The sequence below is a fragment of the Methanohalophilus mahii DSM 5219 genome (assembly GCF_000025865.1).
Taxonomy (GTDB): domain Archaea; phylum Halobacteriota; class Methanosarcinia; order Methanosarcinales; family Methanosarcinaceae; genus Methanohalophilus; species Methanohalophilus mahii.
Window position 1 is genome coordinate 14171 of record NC_014002.1, and the last position, 21473, is coordinate 35643.

At 43.9% G+C, this 21473-nt stretch carries 22 protein-coding genes; 7 read left to right on the forward strand and 15 right to left on the reverse strand.

Going from position 1 to position 21473, the window contains the following annotated elements:
• Positions 1-6: 6 nt before the first annotated feature.
• From MMAH_RS00070 to MMAH_RS00110, 9 genes are all read right to left on the reverse strand, one after another.
• A complete protein-coding gene (locus tag MMAH_RS00070) occupies positions 7-783 on the reverse strand; it encodes a CBS domain-containing protein (protein WP_013036495.1) in 777 nt (258 codons plus the stop codon).
• A gap of 28 nt (positions 784-811) precedes the next feature.
• Positions 812-1651 (reverse strand): CBS domain-containing protein, encoded by an 840-nt coding sequence (locus tag MMAH_RS00075; RefSeq protein ID WP_013036496.1) that lies wholly within the window; start codon positions 1649-1651, stop codon positions 812-814.
• Positions 1652-1674: 23 nt separating this feature from the next.
• Positions 1675-2643, reverse strand: coding sequence for a CBS domain-containing protein (locus MMAH_RS00080; RefSeq protein WP_013036497.1), 969 nt, complete (start codon positions 2641-2643; stop codon positions 1675-1677).
• A gap of 88 nt (positions 2644-2731) precedes the next feature.
• Positions 2732-3484: a CBS domain-containing protein gene (locus MMAH_RS00085; protein WP_013036498.1), complete on the reverse strand. Its 753-nt coding sequence runs from the start codon at positions 3482-3484 to the stop codon at positions 2732-2734.
• Between the two features lie 60 nt (positions 3485-3544).
• A complete protein-coding gene (locus MMAH_RS00090) occupies positions 3545-4147 on the reverse strand; it encodes a CBS domain-containing protein (RefSeq protein ID WP_013036499.1) in 603 nt (200 codons plus the stop codon).
• A gap of 169 nt (positions 4148-4316) precedes the next feature.
• Complete coding sequence (locus MMAH_RS00095) at positions 4317-5729, reverse strand: sensor histidine kinase (protein ID WP_013036500.1); 1413 nt, start codon at positions 5727-5729, stop codon at positions 4317-4319.
• A 9-nt stretch (positions 5730-5738) separates the two neighbouring features.
• Positions 5739-6779 (reverse strand): uroporphyrinogen decarboxylase family protein, encoded by a 1041-nt coding sequence (locus MMAH_RS00100; RefSeq protein WP_013036501.1) that lies wholly within the window; start codon positions 6777-6779, stop codon positions 5739-5741.
• Positions 6776-7423, reverse strand: coding sequence for a cobalamin B12-binding domain-containing protein (locus tag MMAH_RS00105; protein WP_013036502.1), 648 nt, complete (start codon positions 7421-7423; stop codon positions 6776-6778). The genes MMAH_RS00100 and MMAH_RS00105 overlap by 4 nt, the downstream gene beginning before the upstream one ends.
• Before the next feature lie 136 nt (positions 7424-7559).
• Positions 7560-8684 carry an OB-fold nucleic acid binding domain-containing protein gene (locus MMAH_RS00110; protein ID WP_013036503.1) on the reverse strand — a complete coding sequence of 375 codons (1125 nt, stop codon included), beginning with the start codon at positions 8682-8684 and terminating at the stop codon, positions 7560-7562.
• Between the two features lie 128 nt (positions 8685-8812).
• On the opposite strand from MMAH_RS00110, the gene MMAH_RS00115 reads away from it, so the two are divergent.
• From MMAH_RS00115 to MMAH_RS00125, 3 genes are all read left to right on the forward strand, one after another.
• Positions 8813-9436 (forward strand): RNA 2'-phosphotransferase, encoded by a 624-nt coding sequence (locus tag MMAH_RS00115; protein ID WP_013036504.1) that lies wholly within the window; start codon positions 8813-8815, stop codon positions 9434-9436.
• A gap of 576 nt (positions 9437-10012) precedes the next feature.
• Complete coding sequence (dnaG, locus tag MMAH_RS00120; RefSeq protein ID WP_013036505.1) at positions 10013-11332, forward strand: DNA primase DnaG; 1320 nt, start codon at positions 10013-10015, stop codon at positions 11330-11332.
• Positions 11333-11389: 57 nt separating this feature from the next.
• A complete protein-coding gene (locus tag MMAH_RS00125) occupies positions 11390-11854 on the forward strand; it encodes a hypothetical protein (RefSeq protein WP_013036506.1) in 465 nt (154 codons plus the stop codon).
• 310 nt (positions 11855-12164) lie between these two features.
• Here the strand turns inward: MMAH_RS00125 and MMAH_RS00130 are convergent, their stop codons facing one another.
• A complete protein-coding gene (locus MMAH_RS00130; RefSeq protein ID WP_013036507.1) occupies positions 12165-13232 on the reverse strand; it encodes a formate--phosphoribosylaminoimidazolecarboxamide ligase in 1068 nt (355 codons plus the stop codon).
• A 118-nt stretch (positions 13233-13350) separates the two neighbouring features.
• Between MMAH_RS00130 and MMAH_RS10250 the strand changes: the two genes are divergently transcribed.
• From MMAH_RS10250 to MMAH_RS10195, 3 genes are read left to right on the forward strand one after another with little or no spacing between them, the layout of a single operon-like run.
• Positions 13351-14043, forward strand: a complete 693-nt coding sequence (locus MMAH_RS10250; protein WP_013036508.1) for an ArsR/SmtB family transcription factor — start codon at positions 13351-13353, stop codon at positions 14041-14043.
• A gap of 20 nt (positions 14044-14063) precedes the next feature.
• The gene (truA, locus tag MMAH_RS00140) at positions 14064-14885 is read left to right on the forward strand and encodes a tRNA pseudouridine(38-40) synthase TruA (RefSeq protein ID WP_013036509.1); all 822 of its coding nucleotides are present in this window, start codon (positions 14064-14066) and stop codon (positions 14883-14885) included.
• On the forward strand, positions 14882-15442 hold the full coding sequence (locus MMAH_RS10195) for a M48 family metallopeptidase (protein WP_083774813.1): 561 nt from the start codon (positions 14882-14884) through the stop codon (positions 15440-15442). Before truA ends, MMAH_RS10195 begins: the two co-directional genes overlap by 4 nt.
• On the opposite strand, the gene MMAH_RS00150 is transcribed toward MMAH_RS10195, so the two are convergent.
• Positions 15436-16473: a TRM11 family SAM-dependent methyltransferase gene (locus tag MMAH_RS00150; RefSeq protein ID WP_013036511.1), complete on the reverse strand. Its 1038-nt coding sequence runs from the start codon at positions 16471-16473 to the stop codon at positions 15436-15438. The genes MMAH_RS10195 and MMAH_RS00150 overlap by 7 nt on opposite strands.
• A 1-nt stretch (position 16474) precedes the next feature.
• On the reverse strand, positions 16475-16762 hold the full coding sequence (locus MMAH_RS00155; protein ID WP_013036512.1) for a YunC family protein: 288 nt from the start codon (positions 16760-16762) through the stop codon (positions 16475-16477).
• A 345-nt stretch (positions 16763-17107) separates the two neighbouring features.
• Here MMAH_RS00155 and MMAH_RS00160 point away from each other — a divergent pair, with 345 nt between their 5' ends.
• Entirely contained in the window at positions 17108-18631 is a 1524-nt protein-coding gene (locus tag MMAH_RS00160) for a prenyltransferase/squalene oxidase repeat-containing protein (protein WP_172632556.1), read from the forward strand.
• 52 nt (positions 18632-18683) lie between these two features.
• On the opposite strand, the gene MMAH_RS00165 is transcribed toward MMAH_RS00160, so the two are convergent.
• From MMAH_RS00165 to MMAH_RS00175, 3 genes are read right to left on the reverse strand one after another with little or no spacing between them, the layout of a single operon-like run.
• Positions 18684-19295 carry a hypothetical protein gene (locus MMAH_RS00165; protein ID WP_013036514.1) on the reverse strand — a complete coding sequence of 204 codons (612 nt, stop codon included), beginning with the start codon at positions 19293-19295 and terminating at the stop codon, positions 18684-18686.
• Positions 19296-19305: 10 nt separating this feature from the next.
• A complete protein-coding gene (gene map, locus MMAH_RS00170; protein WP_013036515.1) occupies positions 19306-20196 on the reverse strand; it encodes a type II methionyl aminopeptidase in 891 nt (296 codons plus the stop codon).
• Positions 20197-20229: 33 nt separating this feature from the next.
• Positions 20230-21402: a M24 family metallopeptidase gene (locus MMAH_RS00175; protein ID WP_013036516.1), complete on the reverse strand. Its 1173-nt coding sequence runs from the start codon at positions 21400-21402 to the stop codon at positions 20230-20232.
• Positions 21403-21473 lie beyond the last annotated feature (71 nt).

Consider the following 21473-nt stretch of genomic DNA (forward strand, 5'->3'; position numbering starts at 1 on the left):
TTGCCTTCATTTTGCCAGGGTATCAACAAGGGTGCGCCGGGTGATAAAGCCTGTGAACTCCTCCTCCAGGTTGAGTACCGGTACTCCGCCTATATTGTTCTCGAGCATCATATCAACCACCTCGGCAACAGGTGTGTTGGTGTAGGCGGTCTTGGTACCCATTTTCATTATATCCTCTACAATCAGGTTCTTGATCCTGGCATCCTGCTGGTTTCCGGATACAAGTTCACGGAAGGCTTTCATCGCTTTGGCAATGTCCTGTTCGGTAATTATGCCCTGCAGTTCACCGCTATCCATTACAGGGAACCTTCCCATATTGTTCTCGAGTATTATATGCCTTACATGGCTGACCCTGTCGGCTGGATTGACGACTACCGGGTCCTTTATCATCATTTCACCGGCAAAACCATCAAAATAGAGGTTTTGAAGGATTTCCTGGGGAGTAACCCAGCCCATTATATCCTCGTTATCGGTGACTATCAGAACCCCGCCTTTCTTTTTCATCAGGGTAATGGCATCATCAATATCGGTGTCTGGCAGAATTTTCACGAAATTATCCGATACAGCAGTGGCCACATGAAGGGAAGAGGCAGGTTTGGCCCCCTTCTTGCGGGTTCCCAGTTCTTTGGTAAGATTCCTCATTGTCAGGACACCTACAAGCTGACCACTGTGAGTAACCAGCAGCCTTCTTGTATCGTTCTTTTCCATTATGTCCAGTGCATGAGAAATAGTGTCTGCTTTATCTACGCTTATTGGTTGTATCATTATGTCCTTTACCTGCATAATAAACATCTCCTGGGAATTTACCTGCTCAAGCAGCCCTTATTATATCGATTCTGCTCAAGATTCCTACTATCTTTCCTTCCTTTTCGACAGGAAGGCCTGTACGATTGTTTTCTACCATTACTTTGGCCGCATCTGAGAGGTTATCTTCGATATTTACAACCCCGTCAAGTTCGACCATTATATCCTCTGCTACCAGAGGTACGTCTTTTACATACCTGTATGTTTTTTCGCCTCCCTGGGTGGGTTTACGTGCCATTTTAATATTCTTTGACTGCATTTTACCTTCATTGTCCTCCATGGCACTGAGAGCAATATCCCGCGTAGAGATCATACCGACTGTGTCCCCCATATCGTTAATCACTATTACTTTGCTGACCCTGTGCTTTTCCATTTCATCGATTACATGGTTGATTGTATGATGGCGGTGCACCTCCACAGCGTCATCGGTAAGCACTTCGGAAATTTTAGTTGTTAGGGCTCTATCCGCTACATAACGGACTATATCCCCGATTGTTACGATTCCCTGAAGCTTGTTCTTGAACACCGGCAGGTTGTTGATCTGATTTTCCAGCATCAGGTTAATGGCCTGGGATACGGATGCATCGGGATAAATAGTGATAATCGGTTCTGCGGTCATCACCATTTTTGCCGGGATCTTATCGATGGGGCGCCGCCTCCACATTGGTTCTGCCTGTGCAAGGCGGCTGCTAATATCACTTTTTGTGACAATTCCCTTTATTTCGTCCTCTTCAACAACTATCAAAGTACTGATCTTGTGACGAAACATCAGCTTCCTTGCGTGTGATACAGGTTCCTCTGTTCCAATCACATAGACCGGAGCACTCATTATATCCGATACATTCATTTTCCTATCCTCCGTAAGAAATTTTATTGTTTGTCTGCCAGTGCAAGCAGGATATCCCTTTCTGTCAGGATTCCCTCCAGATTACCATCTTTTATTATAGGAAGACATCCTATGCTTTTTTCAAGCATAATTTCTGCTGCTTCCCCGAGATCAGCATCCGGTATTGTCCAAATAAGATCATTATGCAAGAGAGAGCTAATCGGGCTGTCGAAAGCCTCATGGACGTTACCCGTGGTGAGTTTTTCAAAAGCTTCCCCGGTTCCCAGATAACTGAGAATGTCGGAAGATGTAACAACTCCCACAAGTATATTATCCCTGACAATAGGAACTCTTTTGAACTTATTCTCAATCATTGTCCTGGCAACATCCCAGATTGAAGTTGCTGCATCCGCAGTTTTGACATTTCTGGTCTGCCATTTTTCGACCTTTTTCCCGGTCAGTACTCCTCTTATAAAGGTAAGGAAATCCCTTTCTGTGCAGATTGCTTCCAGATGACCATCATTGTCCACTACAGGGATGCAGCCGATCTGTTTGTCTATCATCAACTCGAAGGCCTTTTCAATATGTGCATCGTTGCGCAGACTGTGGACTTCATGTTCCATTATGTAGCGCACCTGTGCATTTATAGCTGAAAGCAGGTTACCTTTGAATTTTTTCTCCACGAAAAGGCTTCTTTCTCCTCCACCCAGTAGGTCCATTATATCCACTGAAGTGATTATACCTTCAAGTTTTGATGTCCCTGCATTGACAATAGGCATATGCTTGAAATGCATCTTGCTCATTTTTTTAATGACATCTATTATGGGAGTAGTGGGGTTTGCGGAAATAACATCTTTTGTTGCAACAGCCATCATACTTCCCTCATGTTCGGCTATACGAGCCTTGAAATTAACATTTCCCCTGTCCATTATACTCTCCATGCTGTAGGCCTTTGGATCCTTGCTGATATCTGTCCCTCCTGGGTTACCGGTATTTTTTTGTCTGGAACTCATTTTATCCTCTTTTTGAGTACGTGTTTTATCCTTTGAATTCACCTATACCACCCGGTATAATGTGTTGTATCATCACTACAAAGCCTACTTATTCGGTATAGGCCCTGAGCAGGTCACTTCTGTCCACAATGCCTACGGGTTTGTCTTCCACATCCACTGTTAATCTGCCGACATCATAATGCAGGACCTTTTCGGTACATTCTTTCACGGATGTATCCTGTTTGATGCTGTAGGCAGGGGTTGACATTACTTTCTCAACTGGCTGGTTGTGAGTGCTGCCGTCTTTTTCCCTTACACCGATACGTGCAAACCCTGATTTTATCAGGTCTCTCCTGGTAATCATGCCCATCAGTTTACCTTTCTTTGAGACCACCGGCAGGCCTGTATAATCATTTTCAAGCATGGCAGACCAGATTTCCCCGATGTTATCTGTTGGTTTGCATGTGGTGGGCGGAGAGGTCATGATCTCCCTGACAGGTTTTGATAAATCCCTATTCACCATTTTGCCAAGAAGATCGGTATTGCTTACAATTCCTACCAGGTTTTGTTCAATGGAACTTTTAACTACAGGACATCTTTCAAGTTTTGCTTCCAGTAGCAAGGAAGCGGCCTTGTAAATATCAGTCTCGGGTGTTATCTGTGGGACCGAGTTTACAAAACCGGCAACAGTGACATTTGATTTTGTGGATGCCACTTTCAAAATATCCTTATCAGTGATCATTCCCGAAACCTTCCCATTGTCGTTCACAACAGGAATTCCCCTTAGAAAATGATCTCTCATCAACTGGCGAGCATGGGTCACAGTGTCACTTTCGTGCAGATACACTGCGTCCCCTGACATAGTTTCATTTATCTGCGTGCAAAAATCCCCCTTTATTTGCGGCGTTGGTTTGATGGTTTTTTAGTCGTAGTATCCTTCTTCTTCCCTGCAGTCTTCACAGAGAGCCAGCCCGTTTACGCTTGTGAGTTCATCCACATACGAACCACAACGCTGGCAGATTCCTCTTTCCAGATAGCTCTCTTCAGGAATCCCTGTTTCCCGGTTCATTTCAATGAGGTTCTCTAAAATAGTGTTAAGACCCGGAGAAATTGTAAGGATGTCCCTATCTGTAATAATACCAACAATATCTTCCCCCTTATTGACTGCAAGTCTACGTATATTCGACTTTACCATCAGCCTGGATGCTTCTATAACGTTAGTAGAAGCCTCTACCATTATAATAGGAGATGACATGGTCTCTGTTGCCGGGACAGAGCTGGGTGTTAGGTCCTGCTTTACCACCTTGCCGACAATATCACGCTCTGTGATTATGCCAATGGGTTTACTTTCCCTGCTTATTATGACGCTGCCGGTGCCTTTTGCCATCATTTCCCTGGCAACCTCAAAAACGTTGCAGGTAGCATCTAAGCTCACAACATTGCGGGACATAAGGTCCCCAACGGGTATTTGACTCTCGATTCCCCCATAAGATGAGTCTTCGCTGTTATGCTCCTGCACGACCATTGGATCACACTCCTATATAGAATATTTCTGTTTATGCCTTATATAGATGTTCATTTTGCATTCGAAAGAAATTCATCTGGAATATGTTGGAGTGTTAAATATGAAAATAAATATGCATGAAGGAGAATGTTGCCAAATATTATTTATAGGCCTTTGATGCAGGCAAAAATCACTTTGTAGAGGGTATATCGAGGACGAATTTTGCTCCATGTGGTGTATTGTCCTTTACTTCAATTTGGCCTCCATATCTTTCTATAACCTTTTTTGAGATATACAGACCCAATCCAGAATTGCTATCTCCGCCTTCGGTAAATCCTTCCTTGAAGATTTTTGGCTTTATTTCATCGGGGATCCCTGTGCCGTTATCCACTATAGAAATGTGACAATACTTGCCGGAAGGTTCCATTTTAATCCTCATTTTATTGGCTTTACCATGAGCAATTGCATTTTTTATTATATTTTCAAAAACAGAGGATAATGCATTATCCGCCAGAACCTTGCATTGGCCCTCAATGGAAATATCCATTTCAATATCTGTACCTGCAGTTTTTTCTATAATTTCCTTCACTTCATAACAGTCAAGGTCTTTTCCGGTACCGATGAGGTTTTCAAGCCCTTTCATATCATTGATTTTTTGAAAACTGCGGTCAACAGCTTTTTTGGAGATTTGGATATATTTTGGATTGGGCCTGGTTTCATTCATCTCCAGGGACATTTTTATGGCACCCAGATTATTAGCCAGGTCATGCCGCAAAATCTTGTTAATTACTTTCAGCATATCGTTTGCATCGGCAAGTAAATTATGTGACTTTTCCAGTTCATTCTGCTTGGAAATATTCTCCAGTACCACTGTAAGTACGCTGCGAATGCTCAAAGTTAAATTCAAGAATTCATGTAAACGACTCTGATAGGCTATATTTTCCAGAACAAATATCCCTTCATCCCCGTCCTGTAAAGTTAACCTGAAACAGAAACTCTTTTCCGAAGGGGCTATTTTGTAATATTTATTGCTCTTAAGAAAAGCTACAATATCCTTTTTCTGGAAATCAGTAAGATGTATGCCACTTTGTGCCTTTGTGTTATGTGCCTCAAAATAACACAGGTTTTCGGGCAGGCACATCATTGCAAAGAATTCTTTTGTATGATTTATAATGTCCTCCTTGCGATCATATGAGGAGAGAGTATAAATTGAATCCATTGCTATCAAGTAAGAGGACATTTGCTCGTTGAGCTTGCGAATTTCTGCTTCCCTTTGCTCAAGTAGTAATTCCATAAGCTTTGCATTAAGGATATACGGACAAGCGTATTTTTCGGTGTCCCGACATTCTTCAGCCTTTATGCGATATATTTCATTATCACATGTGTTCAGCACCTGAGGTAAAGATCCTTCATTGGCAGATGTGATTATATACAGAGTACCATGGCTTTCTAGCACCTCTTGCTGTGATTCAGGGTCCCGATTTTCAAAATCCTGTATATTGAGTATGGATGCGTCCTTTAATCTCTCTTTATTGGAAGTGAGTCCTGTACCATGGTAATAGAGGTCATTTGAAAGCAATATTATAGGGGGTTTAGATTCCATAATGATCTGTTATTTTTGCAAGGGGTAATTACCATATTTTTTCACAGCGTTTGCTATGTTTAGCAGGGTCTCATGAGAGACATCCCATACCATTTCCCCATGATTGTCCGAAAGAATATATCCGCCTCCAGGTCCTGCTTTTTCGATGGCTTGCCTTACTTTATTTTCTGCCTGTCCTGCTGTCCAGTGCCTCATTTCAATAGCATTGAGATTGCCCAGCAGAGATATTTTTCCCCTGCACCTGTCCTTTAGCTCAGTCAGGTCCTCCATGGCACTTACTCCCAGAGCAGCAGCCCCTGTATCCTGAAGGTCTTCAATGATTGGTATACTGCGTCCGGAAGCCAGATGTGTGGCCACGGCACCATTGATATCGCCGATTGTATCTTTTGCAACCTTATATCCTGTCTCGAGGAACGTTTCCCTGGGCACTATGGTAGGGGATGATACCGGGTCAAAATAACAAATTGCCGTAGCACCGGCTTCAAGCTGTGAGTTGGCCCATTCTGTACAGAATTGTTTGTTCAAATCCATTAATGTCCAGAACTTTTTCCTGTCCTCGTACATCAGGTCAAAATACCTGTCAAATCCCATTTGCATGACAGGTAACGAAAACGGGGACATCACAACTGCGATAATGGGGATCTCTTCACCCTTTTGACTGTAGAGAATATTGATGGCCTTACGTACCTCATCAAATCCCTTGTGTCCCATTACATCCGGCACTTCCAGCTCATCGATTTGTTCGAATGATTCGATTATGGGTTTGCCTGCATTGGGTGGACCATCATCATAGAATACGGTTGAACCACCCCAGGCCTGGGTTTCCAGGGATGCATAAAAGAAAGGATAGAAGCAGTCATGGCCGTATGTTTCCTGCATTTTAAGTTGTGCCTGGGCAACGTTTTCTCCATTTGAAAAATATTCCTTTGGATGCATATTCAATAACTGTGCACCATGGCCCGTTAGCAGAAGGAAATAAGGAACCCTGTCAGGTTCTTCGTGACCTAGAGTTGTAAGTACACGTTCCATAGGTGTCATTGCGTCTTTCATTTGTGTACCTCCTCTTTATATTGGTCAATCAATTTGTATACATCAGAGGAAGTCCTTGCCATGTAATCCGCCCCGACTTCCCTGTACAACATATCATCAAACAAAAAAGGAGCACCTCCGGCAATTACCTTCGTTTTCAACCCCTTTTTATCCATATGTTTTTTTAATTCCCTGATCTTCAGAGCAATGTTAAGCATCAGGGTTGATGTGAGGAGCAGATCGATACCATCCTCATTGAGTTTCTCAACGAGCTGATCGAGATTCATGCTATCGTATTCTTTAATTGAATGTCCTGTTGTTCGCAGCATTGAAGTAACAACCTTTTTACCCAGCATGTGATAATCGCCAAGTGTAGTTATGGCTATTTTGGGATAAGCAATTCTTTCAGGACTTTCAGCAGGCAGAATTTCGTCCATAAGTTGTTCTGCAATCTTGCCTGCCATATAATTCTGGGAAAGGGCAATTTCCCCTGTATCCCAGGCGGTTCCGATTCTTGTAAGGGCAGGAGACACAATTTCATCGATTACCTGAAAAGTATTATTTTCTGACAGGGCATCTTCAAGTATTTGTTCAGCATGCACGCGATCAAATTCAAGCAATGCATTTTCAAAATCAAGAGCTTTATTTTTGTTCAAACGATCCATTATAACTGCCCTGATATATTATAAGTGGTATTTTATAATGAATGTATTAATATCTGTCGTATAACAATCTACAGGAGTAAAGTAAAAAAGGCCACGGTCTTAAACCGTGAAAAATTGGAAGACAAAATTCACTTTTTCAGTCAACTACCACTTTACTTCGTCCTCCTGCGTTGAGCTCCACTTCTTCATTGAAACCGGATTTAGCAAAAGCGTCGATGATCTTGATCGGGGTATCGATATCTACTTTGTCGACAAGTTCGGCCTTTTCATCCCAGAGCGCAATCCTGATCCTGCCCGTTTCATCGGAGACATATATATTGGAAACCTTGCCTTCACTTCCATTGCTGCGGGTAAATTCCTTGAGGTCTCCCATACCGGATACTGCTCCTTTGATAGAGTAAGGCTGGCCCGGGATTATGTCGGCAATCGGGGTATAATCTTCTTCAAATTCCACTTCCCTGTCGGTTTTGCGCAGACTGCTGTGGTTGCCCACCTGTATCTCTACTTCCTGGCTGTAGTTGTTAAGCCGGGCATAGCCATTGATTATTTCCACGCTATCCCCGTTTTCAAGTTTATCTGCAAGTTCGGTACGCCCGTCCCACAGGGTAATCCGGATCTTGCCGGTTTCATCCCCGATTGTAATGTTGCGTACCCGTCCTTGAGAACCATCACGTTTCTGGAAAGTGCGAACATCCGATACATCCAGAACCATTCCAACGACATTTACATCAGAATCCCCGTCCTTTATGTCCGATATACCGGAGAGGTTAATATTTGCTTTGACATTTTCCTCACTTTCAGAGATGCCGCCTCCCCTGCCGATATTAACTTCAATTCCTGAGTAACCTTCTTTGGCGTAACCACTGATATTGTAGCTCTTACCAGTACTGATATCACCAGTTTTTAAGAGGTCTGCAAGATCATCCCATAGTGTTACCCTGATCGAACCTGTTTCATCCGCTACTATAATATTTCCAACCCTGCCTGTGGTGCCATCGTCACGGCTGAATTCCTTTGGTTCAAAAATAGAAACAGCCTTTCCAGTGAAATTCACATTGGATGATGACTCATTTATATCCGCAATCTTAGTTGTTTCAACGCCCGCATCCGTAGCACCGAGGTTATGTGCTACCAGCAGGGCGGCTGTCTGGACATCACAGAGGTTATGCATCTCCTCTATTTTCTCCTCTACCTTTGCTTCAAATTCTTCCCTGGAAATTATGCCTTCCAGTTTTTCATATACTGTATCGATATCGTCCATCAGCACACCTGTAATCTTTGATAATAATGAATAGTTAGTCTTCATTGCAGGACGAATGTGATAAACCTGACGAAACCGGTCATTCCGATAATATAATTAACCATAAGTTCCATCCCTATCGTGATATCATGATCCGAAAGTGTGAAGAACACGGCTATTTCCGTGGTGAGGAATGCCTCAAGTGCGGGGAAAGAGGTAAATTTATGCTCGATGATGAGCATGAGATGAGGCTGGGACGTTTCGTTTCCGGTGTCCTCAGGCATTTTCCGGATGATGTAGGGCTGGATATGGATGCTCAGGGCTGGATCGAGCTTGATGCTTTTTGTGAGGCAATGAAAAAACGGTATAAGTGGGCAGGCAAGATGCGTCTGGTTTCCCTTGTGGAATCTGATCCCAAACAGAGATATGAAATTGATAACTCTTTCATACGTGCCCGTTATGGGCATTCTATAGATGTGGACCTTGATTACCCCCTGTATGATTCTGATGTACTCTATTATGGTGTCAGTCAGGAAGAGGTTGATATGCTTCTGGAAAACGGTATCAAACCTTACAGGCAGACCTATATTCATCTGAGTAATTCCAGCCAGCGCGCAAGACAGGCGGCGTCGGTGCATACCGATAATCCCGTGATTCTCGAGATAGATGCAGCCAGTGCTGCAAAAGATGGATATGAATTCCTCTGTGCCAATGAGGAAATAGTACTCAGCAAAGAAATTTTACCAGAATATATAGAAATTGCAGACGACTGAGTTATTCTAGATATACGGAAAGGATTAGCAGCAGACCCCTATATTTCCACTGGAGGTATATACACTTTTTTAACTCTGCTTTTTTGTTCCTTTGGTAAGTACCATAAAGTTCTTAAAGGACAAAATCCAACTAGAATTGGTCATTAAAGATATATGATCATTATTAAGATTATCAAATTTCATTAGGTGTTATAATCTAATGAATCATCAGCCAATGCAGATAAATTTGGATCATTACGATTGGCTGCCAAGATGGGCGGCCATAGATCAATAAAACGGAAGCATTATCAGATTTCATCACTCATAGAAGCATATATTTCCGATAGGGTCGGTTATATATTATTGGATAGTTCAGGAAAGATCCAATTACACAAGCAAAATTGAACTTTAACAAGTTAGTTCGCAGTCTTATGTGCTCATTCGGACTGCTGGTACAACATTTGTCCGTGGGGGACAAAAACATAGAGCCGGCAATATCCGGGCTTGATGTGGTGACTTCTGGAAATATTGATTCTGTTTTACTTTGTTTTGATCGCGATTTTAATGCATTCTCTAAGAATAAGGAGTGAATCAACAATGCAAAGTACTGATACAACAAAATATATCATTCATTCAAAAATCAATGCTGACGGGGTGATAGAACGCCCTGATATAGTAGGAGCTATCTTCGGACAGACCGAAGGTTTGCTGGGGTCAGATCTTGATCTGCGTGATCTCCAGAAGACCGGCAGGATCGGCAGGATCGAGGTCATTGTAAGCACCAAGGGTGGAAAGACCAAGGGCAACATACACATTCCTTCCAGTCTGGACAGGATCGAGACATCAATCCTCGCAGCGTCCCTGGAGACCATTGACAGGGTAGGTCCCTGTTCTGCGAATATTGAGGTTAGCAATATAGAGGATGTTCGTGCGACCAAACGCAAACACATAGTTGAAAGGGCCAAGTTCATTCTCACAGGTATGTTCGATGCCAACCTGCCCGAATCCCAGGAAATCGCTGACGAAGTACGTCAATCCGTGCGTGTCGAAGAGATGCAGTTCTTTGGCAAGAATAAGAATATCCCCTGCGGTCCCAATGTTCTTGATTCTGATGCCATTGTAGTGGTAGAAGGACGTGCCGATGTCCTGAACCTGCTGCGTTATGGTATTAAGAATGCTATCTGTGTGGGTGGTACCAATGTACCTCCTGAGGTTGCAGAACTTACCCGGAAAAAGACCGTAACAGCATTTACCGATGGTGACAGGGGAGGCAAACTCATTATCAAGGAACTGCTGCAGGTAGCAGATATCGATTATGTGGCACGTGCCCCCGATGGTAAAACTGTTGAAGACCTTGTACAACGGGAAATCATACGTGCCCTTCGCCAGAAAGTACCGGTAGAACAGGCCATGGAAGCCTATTCTATCGATAAACCAGCTGAAAAAACCACAACACCCAGCTCTTCAGGTCCGAAAAAGGGTGGTCGTATTGCCAGGGTTCCAAAACGTGAGAAAAGGGTCAAACCTGATCGTGCCAGGAATCCCGCTGCCAAAATGAAAAAGATTGCCGAGCCACCTATCAAAAAAGAAAAGCCCAAACCTTCCAGTACAAAACCTGCAACATCGCAACATCCTGTTCTGAAACGTTTAAGTTCTCATTCGGAATCTCTTGCAGGTACTCTTGGGGCACGCCTGCTTGATCAGGATGATAAGGTTGTCAATGAAACACCTGTACGTGATCTTGTGAATACGCTGAAGAATTCAGAAGATAATGTGAAAAGTGTAGTGTTTGATGGTGTTGTTACCCAGCGTATACTGGACATAGCATCCAATAAAGGGATCGATACCCTGATCGGCGTGAAAAAGGGCAATATAACCAAAAGTCCTGCAAACGTAAAGGTTTACACATCTGCCTGATTATAATACGTAAAGTATATCAGTATTTCACACCTCTCCTTTGCAGGAGGAAAGTTCTTGCAGAGGAGAGGCCTGCTTTTTTTGTTATTGATCTTAATACTGTTTAGTTCAGGGTGTTCTGATATAGGGGATACGGTAAAAGATGTTAATGAAACCGTTACTCAGAGCAAGGAAGATGTTGAGTACCTGAAATGGATGAAGGCTTCGATCGATATCATCCATTCCGATTATGTCGATATCAAACAGGCTCTTGAAGACCGTGACGTGGCCACACTCGAAAAGGCTGCCGGGAATCTTACCAGTCACTGCAGTAAAGCCAAAGGGACAATGCAATCCTTCAATCCATCTCCCAGCCTGCAACCTGTGACTGACAGGTACAGTCAAATTCTCAATCAATCCTGCAGTCTGGGTACCTTTCTGGAAGAAAATGCAGCCACCCTTAATTTTACAAACGAAACAACCCTGCAGAAAGTTGAGAAAAATATGGGTCTTGTAAATAATTCGTTAATACTCAATAATTGAAAGTCAACCCTCTGATTGTATATGCAGCAGTTGCCATCTTTGGACATTCAAAAACATAAGGGAAAATAAGAAACTATATATATTATAGATTTAATGTGAGGCTCGTTGAGGAATACTGCGAAAATACCCCCAAACTCCCCCAATTGAGTATTGCAGTACTGATCCTCCAAAACTCATCCCCCACCATCGAGTATTCCTCAACAACCCCTCTTTTTGGCCTTTTTTTTAAATCTCCGTCTCGCGATTCGTAATAATTAATTTTAAAAGATTAAAGAAAAAAGAGATACTGGATTATTGTCTTCCTGGTTTTTCAGGAAAGGATTACTTCCAGCTTTTCCTGCTCTGCTGCAAGTTTGACTTCCTGGGAAATACGTTTGCCTGTGGATAGTCCTTCCTCTATGAAATCGGAGTATGGGGAACCATTGGTGTATATATTGGTCCCTGCTACTATCCTGGCTGAAATCTCGAAGACCTTGATCTCAAGCTGGTCTGTAAAAACCGTTTCCAGACAGAAGGACCCGATCATGCCACCAAACAGTTTGAGGGATTCCTCTACAACCTGTTCTCCGAGGGAAAAAATCTTGGGCATCAGGGATTCCCTGGCTACCAGGGGGATATTGCCAGTAACAACATAGGTAGGCTGCACGTTTGATTCTTCGAGTTCTTTAGGAGAACCCAGACGGAAGATCTCATCGGCATTGGATTCGACACGCCGGTCCATACTCAGCATTTCAAGAGTTCCGTTACTGAGCCTGTATCCTTCTTGCTTGAGAGGGGAATAGAAATAGTGTAGATAATAGCGTGTGCCTACAATGAACTCCTGCACGGTGTACTTCTCACTTTCATCTATATTTTCCAGGAATTCCTCATAGTTCTTGGCAATGAAGAAACCACGTCCTCCTTTGGCACCGTGATATTTGACCATTACAGGACCGTGAATGTCCTCGGGTTCAACAAGCCGGGGCATGTGGATTCCTGCTCCTTCCAGCCACTCTCTCTCTTTTGTACGGTCTGATTCCCAATTAAGTACGGCACGGTTGCCAAAGGTAGGTACTTCAAGATCAAGGAATTTATCGGCACCCATATATTCCACAAAGGAACCATGTGGTATTATTATGGCGTTTTTCTGTCTCAAAAGGGGGGCGATATTGGGGATATCCTTGTAACTGTCAACGGAAATGAACTCATCGGGTTTGGCCAGAGGATAGGCATTATAAAAACGGGGAGGTTCACCTATGCAAATTCCGATTGTTTTTAAACCCTCTTTCCTAGCTCCATGGAATATCTGGAGGCTAGAATGAGAACATACCGTGGCAATCGCCAGGTCATCGGCATTGTAGTCTTTCAGGATGTCGGAAATTTGCTTTTTCGTGATCATGATATCGCCTTAAAAGTTACGTTACATTGTTGGAAGTGATATTTAAATTTACGGATTGTTACGGAACAGTTCGCACATTACACTAAATTTATTACTTCATTAATTGATACTCCTCTGTATGGAAAACGATGACAATACGGAAAAAGTATTGGTTTTACCTTTAAACGAAGATTCACGTAAAATCACCCAGACCCTTTCCAATGAGAAATCCCTGAAGATCCTGGAACTGCTCGCAAAACAACCCATGTCTGCAACTTCGATAGCCGAAGAGCTTGATATGCCTCTTACCACTATCAAGTACAATCTGGATGGCTTGTTGGAATGCGAGCTCATACAGGTAAAGGAGACCAAATGGAGTCGCAAGGGCAGGGAGATCAAGATATACGAACCCATGCAAAAAATGATCGTGGTAATTCCGGGTAGCAACAAAACCGATCGATCCAGTATCCTCGGCATGCTGCGCAAATACGTGGCAATGGCAGGAGCGGCCCTTTTTGCAGCATTGGGTATTGAATATCTCAGGAATTTTGAACCTCTGGGACAGACCATGCCACCAGCTACCCCTGCGGTGATGTCTGAGATGCCGGATAGCAATGCCAGCAACGATACAACCCTTTTTGCTGCCGAAGCTCCTGCAAACGCGACTACAGAAGCTGCCAGGGCAGCCGGTGAATCTGCAGGTGCAGGAGAGGCCAGCAGTCTGATACCTGCGGATTTCCTGTCTCATATAGGCGTATGGTTCTTCTTCGGATGTCTGTTTATAATAGCAGTACTTGCTTTGTGGGAAATTTATAATAGGAAAAAGGTATAATTGAGCACAAGTGATCCTGTATGAGAGTCGCTCTCAAAATCGCTTATATTGGCTCTTCATATCGTGGTTCTCAGGTGCAGCCCGGAGTATCCACCATAGAAGGGAAAATTTTTGAAGCCCTTCAGTCCCTTGAGATTATCGAGGATCCTTCCTCTGCCAGGTTTGTAAGTTCCGGGCGTACGGATACCGGGGTGCATGCTATGGGGCAGGTGGTGGCTTTTGATACTGATAAACCCAAACTTGCCATTCCCAGGGTGATCAATTCCAAATTACCCGGGGATATATGGGCGTGGTCCCGTGCTGAAGTTGACAGTGATTTTCATCCCAGAAGGTATGCCATAAATCGTACCTATCGCTACATAACACCTTCAATGGATGCTGACATTTCAAAACTAAGAGCCGCTTGCAGCATCCTTGAAGGCAGTCACGATTTTGCTAATTTTTGCTTCAGGGATACCGGGCGCAGTACTATTCGCAGAATCGAAAAGATCGATGTGAGACTTGCCGGCAACCTGCTCAGGATCGATATCACGGCCAACAGTTTCCTGTGGAAAATGATTCGTAAGATTGTAACTGTCCTGTTGCTTGTGGGCAGTGGTGCCAGAGATCTGGACTGGCTGGAAAACATGCTGGACCCTGCTTCCTATGAGGAGGGTATCAAACCAGCAAAACCCTATGGGCTTATCCTGACAAATGTGAATTATGGAGATTCGGTCCAATGGGTTGATGACGGTTACTCCATGCGTCGCTCTCGTGAAAGAATAGAAGAATATCTTGTTTATCATCAGGTGTTAGCCGAGGTAATGGACCAGTTTTTGCCCAAAGAACCAAAGGCTGAATGATGCAGTTACGTATCAGGGATGCTGTAATAGATTATGATATAGTCCACCGTCCCGTCAAATACGCGAGGCTGGAGTTCAAGGACGGAATGTTGCGGGTAATAGTTCCTAAGGGATATGGTAATGCTGCAGCTTTTATCGAGAAAAATACAGACTGGATTTACGACAAACATCTGCATTTGCAGCGAGTGATTGCTCTAGCCGGGGAAAAAAGATTGGAGAAAAAACTCGCTGAGCCTCACTTTCATAGTTTGGTGGAAAGTATTGTACAAAGGCTGCAACGTGAACTGGAAGTTGAGGTCAGGGATTTAACTTTCAGGAAAATGAAGAGGAAATGGGCCAGCTGCAGCAGTAACAAAAAACTTGTTTTTAACCGGCATATGATTTATCTGCCGGATAATCTGATAGAATATATCGTTTATCACGAGCTTTTGCATCTAATCGAGTTTAAGCACAATAAGAGATTCTGGGGTCTTGTGGAAAATAAATATCCGCAACGCCAAAAGTATGACCTGGAACTTGCAGCATACTGGCATCTAATAAAAAAGACATTTTACTGATTATTTTTTTGCAAAATTGTAATATTGCGGGTCAGGCTTCTGTGTATTCTCTGGCTGTACTGTTTCAATATGGTAAATCCCGCATCAAGCGCGATTTTGTTAATTTCCATCTCCGACACTATCACTGCTTTACTGCCGGGTTTGAGAACCCTGTACATTTCTCCGAAGGATTCTTCGTATAAATGCCGGATGGATTCTGCCTTGATCATGGCGGATCTGCCATAAGGAGGATCGGTGATCACTGAATCAATACAGCCTTTTTTGAGGGGCAGTTTGCAGGCGTCGCCCTGCAGCAGGTTATAATCCCCGCCGAAATATTCCAGATTCAATTTTGCTCCCTGTATGATCTCATTGCGTGCTTCCAGGCCGATTACTCTTGAACCCAGCATGGCCGCTTCCACAAGTATGCCGGCAGTACCGCAGAACGTATCCAGCAGTCTGGTATCCTTGTTTACTCCTGCAAGATTTACCAGAGCCCGGGCTGTAATGGGCATGAGTACTCCTGGATAGAAAAAGGGTTTCTTGTGGGGTGCACGTGCATGGAAGGCCTTGCGATCTATGGATGCAATGACAGAGCCACATACGCATTTTTCGGTCAGTATAAGCCGCAGGGTAACATCGGGTTGGTTGAGATTGGCCCTGTATCCCTTCCTGAAAACAGTTCCTCCTACTCTCTGTTCCAGATAGGCCCCTTCCACGCTGGTATGGTGGTTGACTTTACGAGCTCGTACTACAAAGGTCTGGCCTGCAGAAATATGAGGTTTTATGTCGCAGTTTTCTGCACTTGAAATAATGGTTTCGGGTTCATTGTTACAGATGAAAGCAACCCGCAGGATATGATGGCACATGGCCAGTTTTCCGGCAATTTTTTCCAATCTACTTTCGGCATCCGGCTCTTCAAGTTCCACCACAAGGCAATGGTCATAATGCTGCGTGTATAGTGGCTTGAGACCTTCGGTAGCCAGACAGGCCAGAGCCTCGTCTGCAGCAATTGCTTCATGGTCTCCGGAAAGTTCAAAAGCGTAGCGCATATCAGAACATCTTTTCAAGAGCCTGCCTACCGGTCATCCCTTCCTCAATTCCGATATCAAGGGCTTTCATGCTCACGGATTTCAGTGATGCCTGCAGTACGTCCTCAAAACTGTCCACGCCGCTGACCACAGCAGCTATATCCCCCAGTTTGTCTGCGGTTTCCATATTGAGATAGCCACACATCACGTAACCCATGTCGGCTTTGATCATTAGCAGGGAAGCATTTTCCAGTTCCCATTTGAGACCCTGTGCTGTACCATTTTCCATTTTGATCTGTTCTATTATCATTTTGCTCACCCGGTTAAATTGAAGTTGGATGGATTATCTTCAAATTTGAAGTAAATTATGTCCTGACTATCTTAAAGTAGAAGAAAAGGAAAGATGGTATTTAGAAGCTCTGCTCCACAATTAATTAATTAATTTGACAAAAAACATCCATTATTGCAATGGTGTATGAAATTCATCTAGCTGAGTATTGTTTCTTGTTTCTATATATAAGTTCAAGGCTTAATATTGATGGGGATTTAGTACACCGTGGACAAAATGTACATTGTGTAATTTTGTATTATTACGGATGCGAAATCCATGTAATATTAAGATAAAGGGGGAATAAATATTAAAGAATTAAAAATAGTGATAGCTTTTGCTATGTTGTTAGCCCTGCTGGTTTCCATACCGAGTGGAATGGCTGCAACTGAAGAAGAGATAAACGATTCCATTACTGCGGGAGTGGCATGGCTTGCAGAGCAACAGAATCCTGACGGTTCATGGGGTATAGATGAAAAGGTTGCACATACCGGTTTTGCAGTTTTGAAACTTACCGATAGGGCAAAGGAACTGGGGTATGAGAGTCCGTTTGATCCCGAATATGAATATTCAGATAATGTTACTGACGGTGTGGCTTATATGGAAAGCCAGATGCAGATTGTGGATATAACTGGGGACCCGGCAGATAAGAATGGGAACAATGAATCAATTAAGTTTTCAAGTTCATGGGGAATGCATCAATCATATAATACAGCTATTGCCCTGATGGCATTTGCCAATCTTCATAATTCTACTTATGAGGAAAAAGTTCAGGATATGACTGACTGGTTCATATTTACTCAGAATCCTGATGGTGGTTGGAGGTATACTGGTGTTCAGGAACCAAGTGACAACTCCAATACAGGATACGTGGTACTTGGTCTGGCTTACGCAGAAGATGCGGGAGCTGATGTGGGTGATGTCAGGGTTGGATTGAATGATTGGATAAACACAATTCAGGATCCGGTCAATGGTGATGCTGATGATGGAGGTTCTTGGTATACAGCAAGCTGGCAGTGGGTCAATTCTCTCAAGACAGGCAACCTGATTTTTGAAATGGGTTTTGTAGGTGATGATACTGATTCTCAGAGAATGCAGGATGCTGTCGACTACCTTGAACGTCACTGGAACGATGTTGGAACAGGTTCTATAGATGATGTGGGATGGAAACCTAATCACTATCAGGCAATGTATGCAATAATGAAAGGTCTGGAATACAATGGAATTGAAACCCTGGAAGTGGATGGTTCTGAGGTTGGCTGGTTTGATAATTTCTCGGATGTAATTGTGGATACACAAAATCCAGATGGATCCTGGCCTTCAGATCCTTGGGATTACGGAAGTAAACCTATTCTTTCAACAGAGTGGGCCCTTCTGACATTGGAAAAAACCACACCTATAAGGGTAATAGATGTTAGTCTTGATGTCAAACCATCCTCCTGCCCCAATCCGATCAATGTGGACAGTAAGGGGATAATTCCAATTGCCATTGCCGGAAGTGAGGATTTTGATGTGACACAAATCGATCCTGCTACTGTCGAGATTGGTATAATGGATGAAGATGGTAACTTGATAGGTGTTTCACCTCTGCGCTGGAGTTATGAGGATGTAACCTGCCCCTACTTCCCGGCGGATGATGACCCATGCTGTATCGAGAATCAACCTGATGGTATTACTGATCTCACCATGAAGTTCAAGACACAGGAACTGGTTGGAACTGCAGGCCTTGAAAATTATGCAGGGCAAACTCTTAATCTTACTGTAACCGGAATGACTGTCGATGACCTGCCGATAATGGGTCAGGACTGTGTACGTATACAGAAAGCAATAAAGAAAGGCAATAATAAGTAATTTGAAAATGGCGGCATGACCTGATTCATGCCCCTTTTACTTTTTGTACATATTATTCAATATAAAGGGAAAAATATGATGTATTCCCGATACTGCCCCTCACAAAAGTAGTATTTTCTCCTTCTGAAACAGTAACATTCTCCATTCCTGCTGTAGAGTTAATATTCACAGTCTCAGGAATTTCGATCACTACTTCAGAGTGATTCTGTCCCATGAAAGTAAAGTTTGTCCCGGAATCGAGTACTGGAGTATCAAAAATGTAGTGAACACTGTAACGGTTTTCTATCCTGTCCGTCTTGTTGATATCACCCAGTGTTTCAAAATCCAGCTGTGCTGCGATATCGGTCACCTGGATATTCTCGGAGGAACCATTGATCTGTACATCCATCTCCTCTTCCAGTTCTCCTTTGAGGTAATTGCGTACTTTGACATCCATTTTCAATACTTCCCAGGCGTTTACAAGCCCGCTGTCGTCTCCCAATTGCGAGTCGATATAATCTCTATAAAGAATGGCGGAGGAATTTCTGTAAGTTTCGTTGTAATTCCATTCCATGATGTCGTTTTTGAGTATTATGTGATTGCTCCAGGTCATCTGGCCGGATGCGGGCATGATCAGGATGAATAGTACAAGCAGGATATGTATTGCAACCACCAGTTTACGCAAAACCGACACCTCAACGAGTAGTGATCTCGCACCCGTCTTCGGTTACAATCAAAGTGTGCTCTGCCTGGGATACCATTCCTCCACCCACTTCTTTCAGTACAGGGAAGGAAGTAATTATTTCAGCCTTTTCAAGTTGCATCAGGGCAAGGTCTATTTTGGGAGAGGTCAGCCATCTTTTGGCAAAGGGAAGGGTGCTGTATTCTTTCAGTTCCTTGAGAAGTTTGCGGGCTGCAGGCATACGTATCGGCTTTTTCTGTATGAACTGGTAAATTTCCGTGAAACTGCCATCTGAGATCTTGCCCGCACCGTCTGTGGCAAAAGGCTCGATGGCTATGATGTCTCCTGCCTGAAGTTCCATTCCCTCTCCGATATGACGGTTGGGAATACTTGGCGGGGTATGTGCCTGATAACGTGCAAGGCCGTGGCCGGTGAGGTTTGCAACAGGTTTGAATCCCTTGTCACGGATTGTATCCTCGATAACCGCTCCGATCTCTGCAGTATTCACACCCCCCTTTACAGTATCTATGGCTGCCTCCAGTGCCTGTCTGGAAGCATCTACCAGATCCTTATTTCCTGAAAGGTCAACGGTCAGGGCGGCATCGGCAATATAGCCATCCACATGTACTCCCATATCCAGTTTGACTATGTCCTTTCCAAAAACGGTTGTGTCTCCTGCCGTCGGGGTTGCATGGGCGGCTTCGTCATTACGTGAAAGATTGCAGGGGAAAGCGGGTTTACCTCCAAGTTCCATTGTACGTTGTTCCACAAACTCGGCTACATCCAGCAGCTTTGCTCCTACCCTGATCTTATCCGCGGCTTCTCCACGTACCTGTGACAAAATCTTACCGGCGGTTAGATATTTATCGAGAATATCCTCAACTTCCTGAAATTTATCCTGCATGCTCATCACCTGTTATGACCTTGGAGATAATAGTTATAGTACAAATTCCTTTTCAAAAGTGTTCAGGTTCTCATAACTATGTTCTGTTATCAGGACCAGGTCTTCCAGGCGTATCCCGCCGATCTGTGGATAATAGAGACCTGGTTCAATGGTGACGATATTACCCGGCTGCAGGGGTATCTCCCTTAAACCGATTGAAGGTGCTTCATGCACTTCCAGTCCTACACCGTGACCTGTGGAGTGGATGTAGCCTTCACCTTTTTCGGCATCCGTGGAATATCCCTTTTCTTCGAACACATCACAGACCGCCTGATGTACATCATTTGCTGCAACACCGGGTTTAAGCATTCCCAAAGCCGTTTCCTGGGCTGCAAGCACGGCATCGTACATCTGCTGTAATTGTTCTGTAGTTTCTCCCCTGGTTACGGTACGTGTCATGTCACCGCAGTAGTGGTGTAATTTATGCTGCGGGAAGATGTCGATCACAATGGGTTCGTTTGCCAGCAGCGGTCCCTCGCCATGCCAGTGCGGATCGGCTGCCCCTTTGCCACAGGCCACAATGGTTCCGTGGGCTCGACAATCATGATCAAGCAGGCAATGTTCAATAATCCTGCGTACCCTCGACGCTGTCAGGGGTTGACCATCAAGGAAGAGTTTGTTGTCATCGATTTCGGCAGTCTTGATGGCTGCAATGGCTGCCTGCATTGCCTCTTCGTTGGCCTGCTGGACCTGCCTGATAAGATTGACCTCTCCCTTTTCCTTGACCTCACGCAGTTTTCTTAAGGGACTCTGGATTGGATTGACAGTAAAACCCATCTCCTTGAGCACCTGGGCGGTATAAACGGGGAAATCCCGGGGTACTGCCACATGTCTCACGCCTTCATTCTGCAGCAGTTGCCCGATACATTCTCCATAGGCCCTGCCCGGGTCGGCTGTTTCCTTTAGGCGTTTTTTATAATCGCAGAACCTCAAAGGCACGATCTCCTCGATCCTGCTTTCCTTCTGAGCCCTGCTCTTCTCCATATCGGATATCAACATCATGTCCCTGGCATTGCGGGTCTGGATATAACAGAAAGGGTCACCTGCAAGGAATTTGGTGGCAAAATACATATCGGCATTGGAAGAATCGGCAACGATGAGGTAGGCTTCACATCTATTTTTTGCAAGGGCTGCAGTAACGTCCGGAAAATTGTTTGTCTGCTTCATGTACTGAAATTTGTACTGATGCTACATAAGGGTATCAGGAGATTAAGAGTTAAATGGGTGTGGAAGTTGTA